The sequence below is a fragment of the Aureimonas sp. Leaf324 genome (genome assembly GCF_001423245.1).
Taxonomy (GTDB): domain Bacteria; phylum Pseudomonadota; class Alphaproteobacteria; order Rhizobiales; family Rhizobiaceae; genus Aureimonas.
This window is the reverse complement of record NZ_LMOH01000029.1, coordinates 141,595-157,129: the sequence shown is the minus strand read 5'-3', so window position 1 is coordinate 157,129 and position 15,535 is coordinate 141,595. Positions and strand designations below refer to the sequence as shown.

The 15,535-nt window shown below is 69.5% G+C and carries 14 protein-coding genes; 3 read left to right on the top strand and 11 right to left on the bottom strand.

Features of this window, described 5'->3' with window-relative positions:
- Positions 1–99 precede the first annotated feature (99 nt).
- The 3 genes from ASF65_RS19935 to epmA form a co-directional block, all read right to left on the bottom strand.
- Positions 100–669, bottom strand: coding sequence for an NUDIX hydrolase (locus ASF65_RS19935; protein ID WP_244486868.1), 570 nt, complete (start codon positions 667–669; stop codon positions 100–102).
- Positions 670–840: 171 nt separating this feature from the next.
- Positions 841–1,890, bottom strand: coding sequence for a lysine-2,3-aminomutase-like protein (locus ASF65_RS19930; RefSeq protein ID WP_055893372.1), 1,050 nt, complete (start codon positions 1,888–1,890; stop codon positions 841–843).
- Positions 1,887–2,939, bottom strand: a complete 1,053-nt coding sequence (gene epmA, locus ASF65_RS19925; RefSeq protein ID WP_055893425.1) for an EF-P lysine aminoacylase EpmA — start codon at positions 2,937–2,939, stop codon at positions 1,887–1,889. Before epmA ends, ASF65_RS19930 begins: the two co-directional genes overlap by 4 nt.
- Before the next feature lie 152 nt (positions 2,940–3,091).
- On the opposite strand from epmA, the gene efp reads away from it, so the two are divergent.
- On the top strand, positions 3,092–3,661 hold the full coding sequence (gene efp, locus ASF65_RS19920) for an elongation factor P (protein WP_055893369.1): 570 nt from the start codon (positions 3,092–3,094) through the stop codon (positions 3,659–3,661).
- Between the two features lie 117 nt (positions 3,662–3,778).
- Complete coding sequence (locus ASF65_RS19915) at positions 3,779–6,733, top strand: PAS domain S-box protein (protein WP_055893367.1); 2,955 nt, start codon at positions 3,779–3,781, stop codon at positions 6,731–6,733.
- Between the two features lie 153 nt (positions 6,734–6,886).
- Here the strand turns inward: ASF65_RS19915 and ASF65_RS19910 are convergent, their stop codons facing one another.
- From ASF65_RS19910 to ASF65_RS19875, 8 genes are all read right to left on the bottom strand, one after another.
- A complete protein-coding gene (locus ASF65_RS19910) occupies positions 6,887–7,222 on the bottom strand; it encodes a response regulator (protein WP_162239511.1) in 336 nt (111 codons plus the stop codon).
- A gap of 185 nt (positions 7,223–7,407) precedes the next feature.
- Positions 7,408–8,043, bottom strand: a complete 636-nt coding sequence (locus ASF65_RS19905) for an alpha/beta hydrolase (RefSeq protein WP_082505871.1) — start codon at positions 8,041–8,043, stop codon at positions 7,408–7,410.
- Between the two features lie 125 nt (positions 8,044–8,168).
- Positions 8,169–8,627 carry an Rrf2 family transcriptional regulator gene (locus tag ASF65_RS19900; protein WP_055893361.1) on the bottom strand — a complete coding sequence of 153 codons (459 nt, stop codon included), beginning with the start codon at positions 8,625–8,627 and terminating at the stop codon, positions 8,169–8,171.
- Positions 8,628–8,754: 127 nt separating this feature from the next.
- On the bottom strand, positions 8,755–9,702 hold the full coding sequence (locus ASF65_RS19895) for a substrate-binding domain-containing protein (RefSeq protein ID WP_055893357.1): 948 nt from the start codon (positions 9,700–9,702) through the stop codon (positions 8,755–8,757).
- A gap of 76 nt (positions 9,703–9,778) precedes the next feature.
- Positions 9,779–10,777, bottom strand: a complete 999-nt coding sequence (locus tag ASF65_RS19890; protein ID WP_055893355.1) for an ABC transporter permease — start codon at positions 10,775–10,777, stop codon at positions 9,779–9,781.
- Entirely contained in the window at positions 10,774–12,333 is a 1,560-nt protein-coding gene (locus ASF65_RS19885; protein ID WP_055893351.1) for a sugar ABC transporter ATP-binding protein, read from the bottom strand. Before ASF65_RS19885 ends, ASF65_RS19890 begins: the two co-directional genes overlap by 4 nt.
- Positions 12,334–12,471: 138 nt before the next feature.
- The gene (locus ASF65_RS19880; protein WP_055893348.1) at positions 12,472–13,650 is read right to left on the bottom strand and encodes a Gfo/Idh/MocA family oxidoreductase; all 1,179 of its coding nucleotides are present in this window, start codon (positions 13,648–13,650) and stop codon (positions 12,472–12,474) included.
- A gap of 11 nt (positions 13,651–13,661) precedes the next feature.
- Positions 13,662–14,720, bottom strand: coding sequence for a sugar phosphate isomerase/epimerase (locus ASF65_RS19875; RefSeq protein WP_055893346.1), 1,059 nt, complete (start codon positions 14,718–14,720; stop codon positions 13,662–13,664).
- Between the two features lie 348 nt (positions 14,721–15,068).
- Between ASF65_RS19875 and ASF65_RS19870 the strand changes: the two genes are divergently transcribed.
- Complete coding sequence (locus ASF65_RS19870) at positions 15,069–15,452, top strand: hypothetical protein (RefSeq protein WP_055893336.1); 384 nt, start codon at positions 15,069–15,071, stop codon at positions 15,450–15,452.
- Positions 15,453–15,535 lie beyond the last annotated feature (83 nt).

Below are 15,535 nucleotides of genomic sequence, written 5' to 3'. Positions count from 1 at the left end.
GGGCGCGAGGGCGCCTCATGGTCCGGTCGCGGACCGGGCGCCCCGAACCGGACCTTGCGTGGACCTATCCCCCGCTCTTAACCCTCTCGCGGGGCGGGATCAACCGGGACCCGACCCACCCGCCGACGGCTGCCCCTCGCGCGCCGCCTTCTTGCCGCGCTTTTTCCCCTCGAGGCCCAGGAAGCGCCGAGCGGGCGCCTGTCCGGCGAGCCGCAGGAAGACCTGGCCGAGATCGGCCTCCTGCACATGGTCCGCGGCATCGACGACCGAGAACCAGCGCCGCTCGCGCTGGTCCTTTTCCTTCCAGCTCTTCAGCACCTTCTCGACGCGCAGAAGGAAGACGTCGACCTGCAGGAAGCGCGTTTCGACCCGGCCGCGCTGCCAATAGGCGTAACGCCCGACGGGCGTAGCCAGAAGCTTGCCCCTGACCCCCGCCTCCTCGCGCGCCTCGACGCCGGCCGCATCGTGGTCGTCGAGCCCGTTCATCGGCCAGCCCTTGGGAATGATCCAGCGGCGCGTCTCGCGCGAGGTGACCAGCAGCACCTCCAGTTCGCCGTCCTCGCGAAGCCGGACCGGGAGGGCGGCGATCTGATCGCGCGGCCCGCCGGCCGGTTCGGGATCGAACATCTGCATCGCCGTCTGCATCATCGCCTTCCAAAGCCTGGGCACGTCGCTCACAACCCTAGCGCGGGAGGCACACGTTTGCGTCGTTGAATGGCCGTTTCAAAAGTTTTTCGTGTTGCCGTCCCATCGATCGACGGCGCCATCGGACCAGCCGGGCACGCGCGTTGAACGAGCGTTCAATCTATACGCCCGATCGGGCCGCACGTCTTGCGCTTTTTACTCAGGCGTGTGGGGAAGGGGCGGATAGCGGTGCGCCCGTCCCGTGGGATCCGTCACCTCGTAGGCCTCGCCGGCGTCCTCGATGAAGCCCGGCCCGATCGGTACCTTGCCGTGGCCGCCGGGAATGTCGAGCACGTAGGTCGGTTGGCAAAGGCCGGAAATCCGGCCGCGCAGGCCCTTCATCAACGCCTGACCCTCCGCCACCGTGGTGCGCAGGTGGCTGGTGCCGGGGGCCAGATCGCCCTGGTGGAGGTAGTAGGGCTTGATCCGGTTCTCGACGAAGCAGCGCATCAGACGCGACAACGTGTCCGCGTCGTCGTTGACGCCACGCAGGAGCACCGACTGGCTGACGAGGGGGACGCCGGCATCGACGAGCTGAGCGACCGCGGCCTGCGCGGCCGGGGTGAACTCGCCGGGATGGTTGGCGTGGAGCGCGACGAAGGTGGCACCGGGAAAGGCGCGCAGCGCGGCGACCAGTGCCGCATCGACCCGCGCCGGCTCGACCACGGGGACGCGCGTGTGGAACCGCATGACCTTGACGTGCCCGATCGTCCCGAGCGCGCGCCCGAGCGCTTCCACCCGGCGCGGCGACAGGAGGAACGGATCCCCCCCGGTGACCACGACCTCCCAGATCTCGGGCCGGGCGGCGACATAGGCGATCGCGGCGTCGAGTTCCGCCTCCGAAAGGCTGCCGTTGCCGTCCGGCCCCACCATCTCGCGCCGGAAGCAGAAGCGGCAGTAGACCGGACAGACGTGCAGCGGCTTGAGGAGCACCCGGTCGGGATAGCGGTGGACGATGCCCGTCATCGGCGAATGCGCCGCGTCGCCGATCGGGTCGGCATTCTCCTCGGGCGTCGCCTGAAGCTCGGCCGCGCTCGGCACGAATTGCAGGCCGATCGGATCGTCGGGATGCTCGATGAGGTCTGCCATGTCGGGCGTCACCGAGACGGCGTAGCGCGCGGCCACCTCTTCCAGCTCGACAAGACGCTCCGCCGGCGCGAGGCCGGCCTCGACCAGCGCGGCGGCGCTGCGCAAGGGGCGCGTCACGACCGGAGATCCGCGACCGGCGTCCAGACGACGTCCTCGATGTGCGAGGCGCCGGTCGACAGCATCACCAGACGGTCGAAGCCGAGCGCGATGCCGCTGGCCTCCGGCATCTCGCCGAGCGCGGCCAGGAAGTCCTCGTCGAGCGGATAGCGCTCGCCGTAGACGCGCTCGCGCTCGTCCATTTCGGCCGTGAACCGCCGACGCTGCTCGGCGGCGTCGGTGAGCTCGCCGAAGCCGTTGGCGAGCTCCACGCCGCAGCAGTAGAGCTCGAACCGCTCGGCCACGCGCGGATCGCCGGCGCTGACGCGCGCCAGCGCCGCCTCCGGCACGGGATAGTCGTAGAGGATGGTCGCCCGGCCCTGCCCGAGGCGCGGCTCGATCCGTTCGGTGAGGACGCGGCTGAAGAGATCGGCCCAGGTGTCGTCGGACGCAGTGCGGAGTTCCAGCGCCCGCACGGCCGCCGCCAGCTGGTCGCGATCCGTCGCGCCGCCCGGCTCGACGCTCGCCAGGATGTCGATGCCCGCGAAGAGTTGGAACGCCTCGGCGACGCTGATGCGCGCGGGCTCGAAATAGGGATCGGCCCGGCGGTCGCGGAAGGCGAAGCGCCGGACGCCGGCCGTGTCGGCGGCGAGCGCCAGAAGCGCCGCGCAGTCCGCCATCAGCGCCTCGTAGGTCTCGCCCGCGCGATACCATTCCAGCATCGTGAAGGCCGGATGATGCAGCGCGCTGCGCTCGCCGTTGCGATAGACGGGCGCCAGCGAGAACAATCGCTGTTCGCCAGCCGCCAGCAGCTTCTTGCAGGCGAACTCGGGCGAGGTATGGAGATAGAGCGGCTGGCGCGTTCCGTCGGACCGCGCCTCGACCGTGGCGAAGGCCGCCAGATGCGCCTCGTTGCCGGGCGAGACCTGCAGCGCCCCGGCCTCGACCTCGACGAAATCGCGCGCGCCGAACCATCCGCGCAGCGCGCCCGACAGGGCATTGCGCAGCATCAGCCGCGGGCGGCGGTCGGCGTGGACATGGGGCGCCCACCAGGGCGAGGCATCGGTCATGGCGGCCTTGGACAAGGAGGCGCGTTGGCGGGAGCGGCCGATCGAAACGGACCCGCCCGACTGGCGGCGGACCGTCAGATGCGCTAGGGCCCGGGGATCGAGGCTCGGACGAGCTCCCTTACAACATCAGACCGAAATCAGGAACAAAGCCCGTGAAGGTGATCGCCAGTTCGCTCCGCAAAGGCAACGTCGTCGAACGCGACGACGGCAAGCTCTATGTGATCCTGTCCGCGGAGAACATCCACCCCGGCAAGGGCACGCCCGTCACCCAGCTCGACATGCGCCGCATTTCCGACGGCGTGAAGGTGTCGGACCGCTACCGCACCACCGAGCAGGTGGAGCGCGCCTTCGTGGAGGAGCGCGAGCACACGTTCCTGTATTCGGACGACGAGGGCTTCCACTTCATGAACCCGGAGACCTTCGACCAGGTCGCGGTTCCCGAGAGCGTCGTCGGCGACTATGCGCCCTACCTGCAGGAAGGCATGGCGGTTCAGGTCGCCGTCTACAACGGCCTTGCGATCTCGATCGAGCTGCCGCAGCGCGCAGTCTACGAGGTCACCGAGACCGAGCCGACCACCAAGGGCCAGACGGCGTCCTCGTCCTACAAGCCGGCTGTCCTGTCGAACGGCGTTCGCACGCTGGTCCCCCCGCACATCGCGACCGGCACGCGCATCGTGGTGATGACCGCGGACGGCTCCTACGTCGAGCGCGCCAAGGACTGAGGGTTACCCCCCGCGCCATCCGCCGGCGAACCAAATCCGCCGGTCGCGCGTTCGGACCGACGGGTGGGAGCGGAACACGCTCCCTCCCCCGCAGTGACTATGGAGACACGACCTCGCATGGTGCTCCCTCTCGAGGAACGCGGCGCGATCGGCGCGCTGATCGGCTCGCGCAACTGGAGCGATTGCCCGCTCGGCCCCCCGGCCGCCTGGCCGCCGGCGCTCAGGACATCGGTCGATCTCCTTCTGTCGTCGCATGCCCAGATCGTCCTGTTCTGGGGACCCGACTATCTCGCCTTCTACAACGAGGCCTATGCGCCGACGATCGGGACGAAGCATCCGCGCGCGTTCGGGCGACCCGCGCGGGAAAGCTGGTCCGAACTCTGGGACGATCTCGGGCCGCTGCTGGATGGCGTCGTTGGCCGTGGCGAAACCCTGTCGGCCAGGGACCGCCCGTTCCAGATCGAGCGGCACGGCTTTCGTGAAGAGGTGTTCTTCGACATCAGCTATTCGCCCGTGCACGACGAGAGCGGCGGGGTCGCGGGCGTCCTGTGCATCGTGTCGGAGACAACCGGCCGCGTCATCGGCGAACGCCGGCTCACCGAGAGCGAGACCCGCTTCCGCAACATGGCCGACAATGCACCGGTCATGCTCTGGGTGACCGACCCGGATGGGCGCTGCACCTATCTCAACCGATCCTGGTACGAGACGACCGGACAGACGCCGGAAGCCGCCGAAGGCTTCGGCTGGCTCGACGCCACGCATCCCGACGACGCCGCCGAGGCGACGCGCATCTTTCAGGCCGCCAACGCCGCGCACGAGGCGTTCCGGCTCGAATACCGCCTGCGCCACCGCGACGGCCATTACCGCTGGGCGATCGACGCCGCCTCGCCCCGGTTCGACGAGACCGGCGCCTTTCTCGGCTTCGTCGGCTCGGTGATCGACATCGACGAGCGGCGGGCCGGGGAGGATCGCCTTCGCGCCAGCGAAGCCGGGTTCCAGGCGATCGCCAACACGATCGACCAGATGGTCTGGACGACGCTGCCCGACGGTTTCCACGACTACTACAACGATCGCTGGTACGAGTTCACCGGCATGCCGTACGGCTCGACCGATGGCGAGGGCTGGAACGGCATGTTCCACCCGGACGACCAGGAGCGGGCCTGGGGGGTCTGGCGCCAGTGCCTCGAGACCGGCGAGCCCTACCATATCGAATACCGGCTCCGGCATCGCTCGGGCGAATACCGCTGGGTGCTGGGGCGCGCGCAGGCGATGCGCGACGCGGCGGGCCGCATCATTCGCTGGTTCGGCACCTGCACCGACATCCACGACTTCAAGCTGGAGGAGGAGCGCCGTGCCTTCCTGCTCGACCTCAGCGACACGTTGCTCGGCCATCCCGACCCGGCCGGCGTCGAAGCCACGACGACCCGGCTTCTCGGTCAGCGGCTCGGCGTTGCGCGCTGCGGCTACGGCGACCTCGATCCCAGCGGCGAGATCGTCCAGGTCGCGCGCGACTGGACGCGCTCGCCCGAGGTCATGAGCCTTGCCGGCGAGAACCGCATCCTCAACAAGTTCGGTCCGGCGGCGATCGAGGAACTGCGCGCGGGCCGAACCCTGACGGTAGAGGACGTGCGCCGCGACCCGCGCATCGACGAGAGCGCCTTCGAGACCTGGGACGGGATCGGATGCCGATCCTTGATCGTCGTGCCCATGCTTCGCGACGGCACCTTGCGCTCGCTCCTCTACCTGCATGAGCCCTCGGCCCGACGCTGGACGCCGGCCGAGATCCGTCTCTGCGAGGAGGTCGCCGCACGCACCCGCGAAGCGCTGGAGCGCGCGCGCGCCGAAGCCGCGCTGATCGAGCTCAACGCCTCGCTGGAAGAGCGCGTGCGCGAGCGCACCGCCGAACTCGAGCGCACGTCCGAGGTGCTGCGTCAGGCGCAGAAGATGGAAGCGGTCGGCCAACTGACGGGCGGCATCGCGCACGACTTCAACAACATGCTGTCGGTGATCATCGGCTCGCTCGACCTTCTCGGCCGCCGCTTGCCCGAAGGCGAGGCTCGGCTGCGCCGTTACGCCGAGAACGCGATGGAGGGCGCACGACGCGCCGCGACGCTGACGCATCGGCTCCTCGCCTTCTCGCGCCAGCAGCCGCTCAATCCGCAGGCGGTCGACCTCAACAAGCTCGTCTCGGGCATGTCGGAGCTCATGCGCCGGACGCTCAGCGGCAACATTCGCCTAGAAACCGTGCTCGGCGGCGGCCTCTGGTCCTGCTCGGTCGACGCCAACCAGCTCGAGAACGTCATCGTCAACCTCGCCGTCAACGCCCGCGACGCGATGCCGGAGGGCGGGCGCCTGACGATCGAGACGCAGAACGCCCATCTCGACGACCGCTATGCGGCGGCCGAAATCGGCATCGTGCCGGGCCAGTACGTGCTCGTCGCGGTGACCGACACTGGCACCGGCATGGGTCCGGAGGTGATGGCCAAGGCCTTCGATCCCTTCTTCACCACCAAGGAGATCGGCAAGGGCACGGGTCTCGGCCTCAGCCAGGTCTACGGCTTCGTGAAGCAGTCCGACGGGCACGTGAAGATCTATTCGGAGCCCGGCCGGGGCACGAGCGTGAAGATCTATCTGCCGCGGCTCGTCGGCGAGCACGACGTGACCGATCAGGTCGCGGCGGTGCTGCCGGAACTCACCGACCCGTCCGCCGAACTGATCCTGGTTGTCGAGGACGACGAGAGCGTGCGCCGCGTGACGATCGAAGCGGTGCAGGAACTCGGCTACCGCACGCTGGAGGCCGACGGCGCGGCGGAGGCCCTGCGCCTTCTGGCGCAGCGGTCCGATATCGACCTCCTGTTCACCGACGTCGTGATGCCCGACATCGACGGGCGCATGCTGGCCGAAGAGGCCCGGCGCGGGCGTCCGGACCTCAAGGTCGTCTTCACCACCGGCTACACCCGCAACGCCATCGTGCACCACGGGGTGCTCGACGCGGGTGTCCGGCTCCTCACCAAGCCATTCTCGCTGGAGGACCTAGCGATGAAGCTGCGCGACGCCCTCGACGAGACCTGATGCGTGTTTCGTCGGGCGCCGGGGTTTTCGTGGCGCTCGACGGGCGCCGGACAACAAAAAGCCCGGCGGCGGCCGAAGCCGCTCCGGGCCTGTGCGCGAACGCCGGGAGGCAGAACCGCGGAAGCGCCGCCTGCCGCCGGTTCGCGCGTGCGATCAGTTCGCGGGTGCGATGTCGCCTGCCACCTTGCGAAGGGAGTTGGCATCGTAGGGCTTGGGCAGCAGCGGCCAGTCGAGCTTCTGGACGTTGACGTAGCCCGAGACGAGCACGATGCGCACGTGCGGATAGCGCTCGGCCACGGCCTGTGCGAGTTCGGGACCGGACATGCCGGGCATGCGGCAGTCGCTGAACAGGAGGGCTACCTCCGGCCGACGTTCCAGAACCCGAAGAGCCGAAGCCCCGTCGGAGGCTTCCAGCACCTCGAATCCCATCTCCTCGAACATGTCGACCGCATTCAGCCGCACCAGCGGCTCGTCGTCGACGACGAGCACGACCTTCCGCGACCCAGCCTGCAAATCACCGTGCATTCCGATGCCTGTCCGTCCGACCGGAAACCTCGAAAGGCTGGCCCCGCGGTCTCATGAGGTGGTTTCATTCCGGCTCTGACATCGCCGGAGGCGCTCTTCGAAACTCTAGATGGTGCGCCGGCAGCGGAAGGAAACCCCTGAACGAACGTTCAACCGAGCCCGAGGCCGGAATCGTGCAACCGTGGGGCACCCAATCGCACGCCGAACGTGTGCGAGGCGCCGCCGCGAGCGAGCCTCGTCTGCCGCGCCGGCCGTCCGCGCAGCCCGTCGGCCAGCGTCAGCGCATCGGGCCAGGGACCGAAGCCGCTTGCGATGTTGACGTGTCCCGCCGCGCCGAGATCGTAGAGCGCGGAGCCCCAGGTGGCGGCGCAACGCTCGGCGCCCTCGAAGCGCATGTAGGGATCGTTGCGGCTGGCGACGAGGATCGAGGCAAAGGGCAGGCGCGCCTGCGCGCTCTGCGCGAAGGAAGCCGCCGTCGGCACGGTCTGCGACAGGCTGGCGACATCGGCCGGTGCGACGAGAAGCGCGCCGCCGACATGGGAGGCGGCCGGACGGCCGGCCAGCGCGGCGACCAGCGCGCAGCCCAGACTATGGGCGACGAGGATGACGCCGGGACGGCTCGCCATCAGCGCCGCCTCCAGTTGGTGCAGCCAGTCCACCAGCACCGGCCGTGCCCAGTCCTCCTGCTCCACCAGCACCGCCTGCGGGTCGATCTCCAGCCAGTGGCGCTGCCAGTGGCCGGCGGGCGAGCCGTTGAGGCCGGGGACGATCAGCGTCTCGGTCATGGGTCGCGAGCCTTTTCTGCCGCATCGAAGTCGACGGGGAAGGTAAGGCCCGGCTTCGCCGCCCGACACGCACAACATACTCTTTTTATCGACTGAGGCGGAAAGCCGATCCGCCGTTCGTTGCTTCAGGCGCCGAGCGCCAGCTCGCGGAACTCGGCCTCGAGGCTCTCCGGTGCGCCCGCCGCTTCCGCCAGCGTGCGCTCGTCGAGCACGGCGGAAATGGCGTTGCGGACCTCCAGCATGATCCGCCGGACGGCGCAGGAGCGCTCGTCCCGGCAGTCGTCGCAGCGGCGATAGGCGGTGCGGCTGGCGCAGGGGATGGGCGCGAGCGGCCCGTCGAGGACGCGCAGGACATGGCCGACCCGAATCTCGGACGGCGGTCGGGCGAGAATGTAGCCGCCGCCCCGGCCCTTGCGGGCATGGATCATGCCGGCCACGCGCAGCTCGCCGAGGATGGTGTCGAGGAACTTCTTGGAGATGTTGTGCGCCCTTGCGATCTCCTCGGAAAGCGCGCGCTGGCCTTCGGGCAGTTCGGCAAGATGCAGCATGGCCTTCAGGCCGTACTTGCCCTTCATCGTCAGCATGGCGAGGACTTCGTTGGCGGGAGGCGGAACAGGGGCACGTCCCGACAGGTAGACCGCGGCGCGCCGGATTTCCAGCGCGCCGCGCAAGAGGAGACGGGGCGGAGTTCCCGCCGCCCCTAGAGCCGGATCAGAACGGCGAGTCGGGGTAGTAGAACTCCTGCGCGTTGTCCTTGGTGACGAGCGTCGCGTCGAGCACGTAGTTGCCGCGCACGGGGTTCTGGTCGAAGAGGCCGGCGGCCGTCAGGTCCATCGCGGTCGCGATCATCGCGGGCGGATAGAGCACGTCGACGGGCACCATCTTGTCGCCGTCCTGCACCTTCTTGATCATGTCCTTCATGCCGGCGCCGCCGACCACGAACTGGATGTCGGAGCGGTTGCTCTGGGCGATCGCCTCGAGGATGCCGACGACCATGTCGTCGTCCTGCGCCCAGACCGCGTCGATCTTGGGGTACTTGGCGAGGTAGTCCTGCATCACCTTGAAGGCGTCGTCGCGCGACCAGTTGCCGAACTGACGGTCGAGGACGTTGATCTTGGAGCCCGCGATCCCTTCGTCGAAGCCCTTCTGGCGTTCCTCGTCGATGACGATCGGCAGACCGCGGATGATGACGATGTCGCCGCCGTCCGCCATGCGCTCCTTCATGTACTCGCCCGCCACGCGGCCGAGGCCGTGGTTGTCGCCGGCGACATAGAGGTCCTGGATCGAGGGATCCGAGAGTGCCCGGTCGACCACCGTGACGAAGACGCCCTTCTCCTTCACCTGCCGGATCGGGTCGGTCAGCTCGTCGGAATTGTGCGGCAGGGTGACAAGCGCGTTGATGCCCTGCGCGGTCAGGTCCTCCAGAGCGTTCGCCTGCGCGGCGCCGTCGGGCGAGGTCTTCACTACGACGTCGAGACCGGGATAGCGCTCCTCGAGGAGCTTCGCCTCGCGCTCGGCGTGGTAGACGACGCCGCCCGTCCAGCCGTGGTCGGCAGCCGGGATCGACACGGCCATGGTGAGCTTCTTGTCCTGCGCGAGCGCGAGACCGGCGGTGGACAGGACGGCGAGGGCCGCGAGGCCGGCGACGATGCGTTTCATGTGGGTTCCTCCCGAATGCCGGAGCTTTTTACTGCCGGAGGGCGGCGCGCCCCGGACAGGGCGCCGCCCGCCTCGTTCATCGGCGCGACAGGGAGCGCTGGATCAGCATCGCGAGGATGATGATCGCCCCCTGAACCGCGCCGATGAGGTATTCGCTGACGAGGTCCGACAGGACCATGATGTTGCCGACGAGCTCGAGGATCAGCGCCCCGCAGATCGTGCCCCAGACCCGCCCGACGCCGCCGCGCAGCGCCGTGCCGCCGATAACGACGGCGGTAATCGCCTGCAGCTCCCACAGGAGGCCCGTCGTCGCCGTCGCGGCGCCGAGGCGCGGAACGTAGACGAGGACGGCGACCGCCACGCACAGGCCCTGGATGACGTAGGTGACCGTGCGCACGCGGTTGACGCGGATGCCGGAATAGCGCGCGACGTCCTCGCTGGAGCCGACCGCCATGACGTGTCGGCCGAAGCGCGTGCGGTAGAGGACGAAGGCGCCGAGCGCGGCGACCACGAGAAACGCGATCACCGGCACAGGCACGCCGATGACATTGCCGAAATAGACCGGCCGGTAGGCGGCGCGCAGCTCCTGCGAGCGCATGGCGATCGATCCGCCCTCGGCGAGCCAGATGGTGAGGGCGCGGAAGATGCCCATCGTGCCGAGCGTGACGATGAACGGCTCGATGCGGCCGAGCGTCGTCATCAGGCCGTTGGCGAGGCCGCAGAGCGCCCCGACGCCGAGCGCCATCGCCATGCCGAGCGCGATCGTCGGCACGGCGCCCTCGACCGGCGCCGCGTTCAGGAACAGGATCATCGTCCCGGCGACGAAGGCGGCCATGGAGCCGACCGACAGGTCGAGCCCGCCGGCCGAGATCACGAAGGTCGCGCCCACCGCGATGATGGCGATGAAGGCCGAGCGGGTCACGACGTTGGAGAGGTTGTCGATCCCGAGGAAGTTCGGATTGATCAGCGCGCCGAAGACGAGGAGCGCGGCCAAGGCGACGAAGGGCGCGACCGCCCGCAGGTCGATCTCGCGGCGGGGGCCCGGCGCCTGGGCTGGCGAAGTGGCGTCGGTCATGCGGGTTCGGCTCCCTCGACCGCCAGCGCGGCCTGTTTCTCGCCGGCGCCCGTCGCCAGCATCACGATGTTGCGCTCGGTCATCCCCTCGCCAGCGACCTCGCCCGCGACCGCCCCCTCGCGCATCACGACGATGCGGTCGCACAGGCCGATGAGCTCCGGCATTTCCGACGAGATCACGATCACCGCGCGGCCCTCGGCCGCCAGCCCCGCAAGGAAGCGGTAGATCTGTTCCTTGGTGCCGATGTCGATGCCGCGGGTCGGCTCGTCGACAACGACGACGCGCGGGTCGAGCAGCATCATCTTGGCGAGCAGCAGCTTCTGCTGGTTGCCGCCGGACAGTTGCCCGGCGAGAAGGTCGCGTCGGCGCGTTCGGATGTCGAAGTCGCGGATCGCCGTGGTCAGCGCCTCGTCCTCGCGCGCCGGCTGGAGCAGCGGGCCGCTGGCGAAGCGGTCGAGCGCGGCCAGCGTCAGGTTGGTGCGAAGGGACTGACCGAGCAGCAGCCCTTTACCCTTGCGGTCCTCGCTGAGGTAGACGATCCCCGCTTCCATGCTCTCGCGCGCGTCGCGAAAGCGCACCGGCTTGCCGTCGAGGCGCACCGTGCCCTCGGCGGGCCTGAGGCCTAGGACGCCCTCCAGAAGCTCGGTGCGCCCGGCGCCGACCAGCCCGGCAAAGCCGAGGATCTCGCCCTTCGCGACCTCGAACCCACCCGAGCGGACGTAACCCGGCACGCGCATGTTCTCGGCGGCCAGCACCGGCGCGCCGCTGCGGTGCGCCGCGCGGTCGGGATAGAGCTTCGAGACGTCGCGCCCGACCATCAGGCGCGCCATGTCGGCCGGCTCGAGGTCCGCGGCATCGAAGGTGCCGACCCGCCGCCCGTCGCGCAGGACCGTGACGCGGTCGGCGAGACGCTTCACCTCCGGCAGGCGGTGCGAGATGTAGAGGACGCCGACGCCGCGGGCGCGAATGTCCGCGATCACCTCGAGAAGCGCCTCCGTCTCGTGCGGGGTGAGCGAGGCGGTCGGTTCGTCGAAGATCACCACCTCGTGCGGCACGAGAAGGGCGCGGGCGATCTGGACGAGCTGGCGTTGCGCGATCGACAGCGAGCCGACGCGCACGCGCGGGTCGATCACCGCGCCGAGGCCTTCCAGCGCGGCCCTGGCCGAGGCGTTCATCGCGCGGTCGTCGAGCGTCAGCCCGCGGCGCACCTCGCGGCCGAGATGGATATTCTGGGCGACCGTCAGGTCGGGCGCGAGCAGGATTTCCTGATGGACCAGAACGACGCCGCGCCGCTCGGCCTCCACCGGCCCGGACAGGCGCACGGGCTCGCCCTTCAGGACGAGTTGCCCCCCGGTCGGCTGGAGATGCCCGGCGAGGATCTTCATCAGGGTGGACTTGCCGGCGCCGTTCTCGCCGATGATGGCGTGCACTTCGCCGGCCCGCAGGTCGAAGCGGATGTCGCTCAGCACCTCCACCGGCCCGAAGGACTTCGAAATGCCCTCGGCCGCGATCGCGACGCGCGCGCCGCGATCGGCTCCCGCGCTGGGACCGACCATCGCTGTTCCCTCCCCGAACCGACGGAGGCCTCTCCCGGGCCCGATTCCGTCGTCTCCTCGATTGTCAGTCTAGCTTGTCGATTTGTCGGACGAAATCAATCGCCTCGCGCGTGTTCACACAACCGTCAACGCTCCGGCTCAGCCGACCCGCGTCCAGACGTTGCCGCCGCGCGAGGAGGCCACGGCCGCTTCGATGAAGCGCATGCCGGCGAGCCCGTCCGCGACGGTGGGAAAGATGACGGCGGTGTCCGGCGCGCCGCCGGCGCGCGCGGCGAGGATCGCCTCGGCCACCTCGGAATAGATGTTGGCGAAGCCCTCGAGATAGCCTTCGGGATGGCCCGGCGGCACGCGCGTCATGCGCGCGGCGGCGGGCAGCGAGCCCGCGCCGTTGCGGGTGAGGAGCTGCTTCGGCTGCCCGAGGCGCGAGAACCACAGCTGGTTCGGGTTCTCCTGGCACCATTCCAGCCCGCCCCTGGTGCCGTAGACCTGCAGCCGCAGTGCGTTCTCGTTGCCGACCGCGACCTGGCTCGCCCAGAGGACGCCTTTGGCGCCGCCCTCGTAGCGCAGGAGCACGCGCACGTCGTCGTCGAGCGCCCGGCCCTCGACGAAGGTCGTGAGCTCCGCCAGAAGTTCGCGCGTCTTCAGGCCCGATACGAAGGCCCCGAGATTGTAGGCATGCGTGCCGATGTCGCCGATGCAGCCGCCGGCGCCCGAGCGCGCCGGATCGGTGCGCCACTCGGCCTGCTTGGAGCCCGTCGCCTCGGCGCGCTCGGACAGCCAGTCCTGCGCGTACTCCATCTGCACGAGCCGGATCTCTCCGAGTTCGCCCGCCTCGACCATCGCCCGCGCCTGCCGGATCAGCGGGTAGCCGGTGTAGTTGTGGGTGAGCGCGAAGATGCGCCCGCTCGTCGCCTGGAGCGCCACGAGCGCCTCGGCCTCCGCGACCGAGACCGACAGCGGCTTGTCGCAGATGACGTGGATGCCAGCTTCGAGGAAGGCCTTGGCCGCCGGCGCGTGCATGTGGTTGGGCGTGACGATCGAGACCGCCTCGATGCCGTCGTCGCGTGCGGCCTCGGCGCTCGCCATCTCGGAAAAGCTTGCGTAGGAGCGGTCCGGGGCGAGCCCGAGGTCGGCCCCCGACGCGCGGGCGCGTTCCGGGTCCGACGACAGGGCCCCTGCGACGAGTTCGTAGCGGTCGTCGAGCCGCGCCGCGATGCGGTGGACGGCGCCGATGAAGGCCCCCTGCCCGCCGCCCACCATGCCGAGCCGGATGCGCCGCGCGCCGCCTTCGGTTCCCTTGCCTGCCTCGATGGCCATGTTGCGTCTCCTTAAGCGTCGAGGCCGAGCATGCGACGGTTCGCGGCGTCGTCGGTGCCGCCGGCGGCAAAATCGTCGAAGGCGCGCTCGGTCACGCGGATGATATGGGCGGCGATGAAGGGCGCCCCCTCGGCCGCGCCCTGCTCGGGATGCTTCAGCGCGCATTCCCATTCCAGCACCGCCCAGCCGTCGAAGCCGTATTGCGTAAGCTTGGAGAAGACGCCGGAGAAGTCGACCTGCCCGTCGCCGAGCGAGCGGAAGCGGCCGGCCCGGTCGGTCCAGGACTGGAAGCCGCCGTAGACGCCCTGGCGCCCGGTCGGGTTAAACTCGGCGTCCTTGGCGTGAAAAGCGCGGATGCGCTCGTGGTAGATGTCGATATAGGCGAGGTAGTCGAGCCCCTGCAGGACGAAATGCGAGGGATCGTAGAGAAGGTTGGCGCGGGCGTGGTTGCCCGTGCGCTCCAGGAACATCTCGTAGGACGCGCCGTCGTGGAGGTCCTCGCCGGGATGGATCTCGTAGGCGATGTCGACGCCCTCGGTCTCCGCATGGTCGAGGATCGGCGTCCAGCGGCGCGCCAGTTCGTCGAACGCGGTCTCGACGAGGCCGGCCGGCCGCTGCGGCCAGGGGTAGACGAAGGGCCAGGCGAGCGCGCCGGAAAAGGTCGCGTGCGCCCGGAGGCCGAGATGGCGCGAGGCGGTCAGCGCCCGCTTCACCTGGTCGGTCGCCCATTCCTGCCGGGCCTTCGGATTGCCGCGCACATGGGGCGCTGCGAAGCCGTCGAAGGCCTCGTCGTAGGCCGGGTGGACGGCGACGAGCTGGCCCTGGAGGTGGGTGGACAGCTCGGTGATCGCGAGACCATGGCGGGCGGCGACACCGGCGATCTCGTCGCAGTAGTCCTTGGATTGCGACGCGCGCTCGAGATCGAAGAGGCGGGCGTCCCAGGTCGGGATCTGCACGCCCTTGTAGCCGTGCCCGGCGGCCCAGCCGCAGATCGCGTCGAAGGAATTGAAGGGCGCCTCGTCCCCGGCGAACTGCGCCAGAAAGATGCCTGGTCCCTTGATGGTCTTCATAGCGTGTCGTCCTCCCCTGCGAAGCGGCGGCCGCCGGCTGCCGCCACCGCGAACGGGCGGTGCGGCGGCGCTGACGGACACGCGCGCGGCCTGTCTCCTCCCGGCCGGCGCGGGCGCACGATGGCACGATTCGGCCGGGCATCCCACCCGTCTCGCGCGTACCTGACGGTCGCATTCGCTTGGCTTGGAAGTGGCCGCGGCCCGCTCTCGGATCGCTATGACGACGAGGAAATCTGACGCTGCGGAACCTCGGAGAGCGCCGCGCGCCATATTTTTGAAATAATCTCGCACGCGATGGGAACGCGGAGCCCTCCCATTTGCTTATTCGGCAAACGAAAGGATCGCTCCATGAAACTCACCATCCTCGCCGCCGTGTCCGCCCTCGCCCTGACGAGCGGGGCTGCGCTCGCGCAGTCCGCTCCGTCGGTCGACACCCCGCAGAATTCTTCGTCGGTCCCGGTGCCGGGCACCAGCGCTGGCCTCGACAGCGTCATTCCGGCCGACCAGGCTTCGAAGGTGACGACGACGCGCGATGCGCCGCCGGCCTCGACCGACGCCGCCACCAGCTCGATCCCGGTCCCGGGCAACACGTCGGGCATCGGCTCGGCGATCGACGCCGAGGCCGCCAGCACGGTCGTCGTCCCGCGGGATGCAACGCCAGTTCCGCGTGACTCGTCGGTTCCTGTCCCGGGCACCAGCGCAGGTGACGACTCCGTCGCCCCCGCGAACTAAGTCTTCGTCCGAACGTAAAGGCCGCCGCACCTTGGTGCGGCGGCCCTTTTTTGCGTGCGGCATTCCCCTGCGGTGACGGCGAT

Bases quoted from the DNA above. Each gene is read 5' to 3' on its own strand.
- epmA (WP_055893425.1), bottom strand. From the start codon at position 2,939: ATGACCGATGCCTCGCCCTGGTGGGCGCCCCATGTCCACGCCGACCGC.
- ASF65_RS19915 (WP_055893367.1), top strand. From the start codon at position 3,779: ATGGTGCTCCCTCTCGAGGAACGCGGCGCGATCGGCGCGCTGATCGGC.
- ASF65_RS19905 (WP_082505871.1), bottom strand. From the start codon at position 8,043: ATGACCGAGACGCTGATCGTCCCCGGCCTCAACGGCTCGCCCGCCGGC.
- ASF65_RS19900 (WP_055893361.1), bottom strand. From the start codon at position 8,627: ATGCTGACGATGAAGGGCAAGTACGGCCTGAAGGCCATGCTGCATCTT.
- ASF65_RS19895 (WP_055893357.1), bottom strand. From the start codon at position 9,702: ATGAAACGCATCGTCGCCGGCCTCGCGGCCCTCGCCGTCCTGTCCACC.
- ASF65_RS19890 (WP_055893355.1), bottom strand. From the start codon at position 10,777: ATGACCGACGCCACTTCGCCAGCCCAGGCGCCGGGCCCCCGCCGCGAG.
- ASF65_RS19885 (WP_055893351.1), bottom strand. From the start codon at position 12,333: ATGGTCGGTCCCAGCGCGGGAGCCGATCGCGGCGCGCGCGTCGCGATC.
- ASF65_RS19880 (WP_055893348.1), bottom strand. From the start codon at position 13,650: ATGGCCATCGAGGCAGGCAAGGGAACCGAAGGCGGCGCGCGGCGCATC.
- ASF65_RS19875 (WP_055893346.1), bottom strand. From the start codon at position 14,720: ATGAAGACCATCAAGGGACCAGGCATCTTTCTGGCGCAGTTCGCCGGG.
- ASF65_RS19870 (WP_055893336.1), top strand. From the start codon at position 15,069: ATGAAACTCACCATCCTCGCCGCCGTGTCCGCCCTCGCCCTGACGAGC.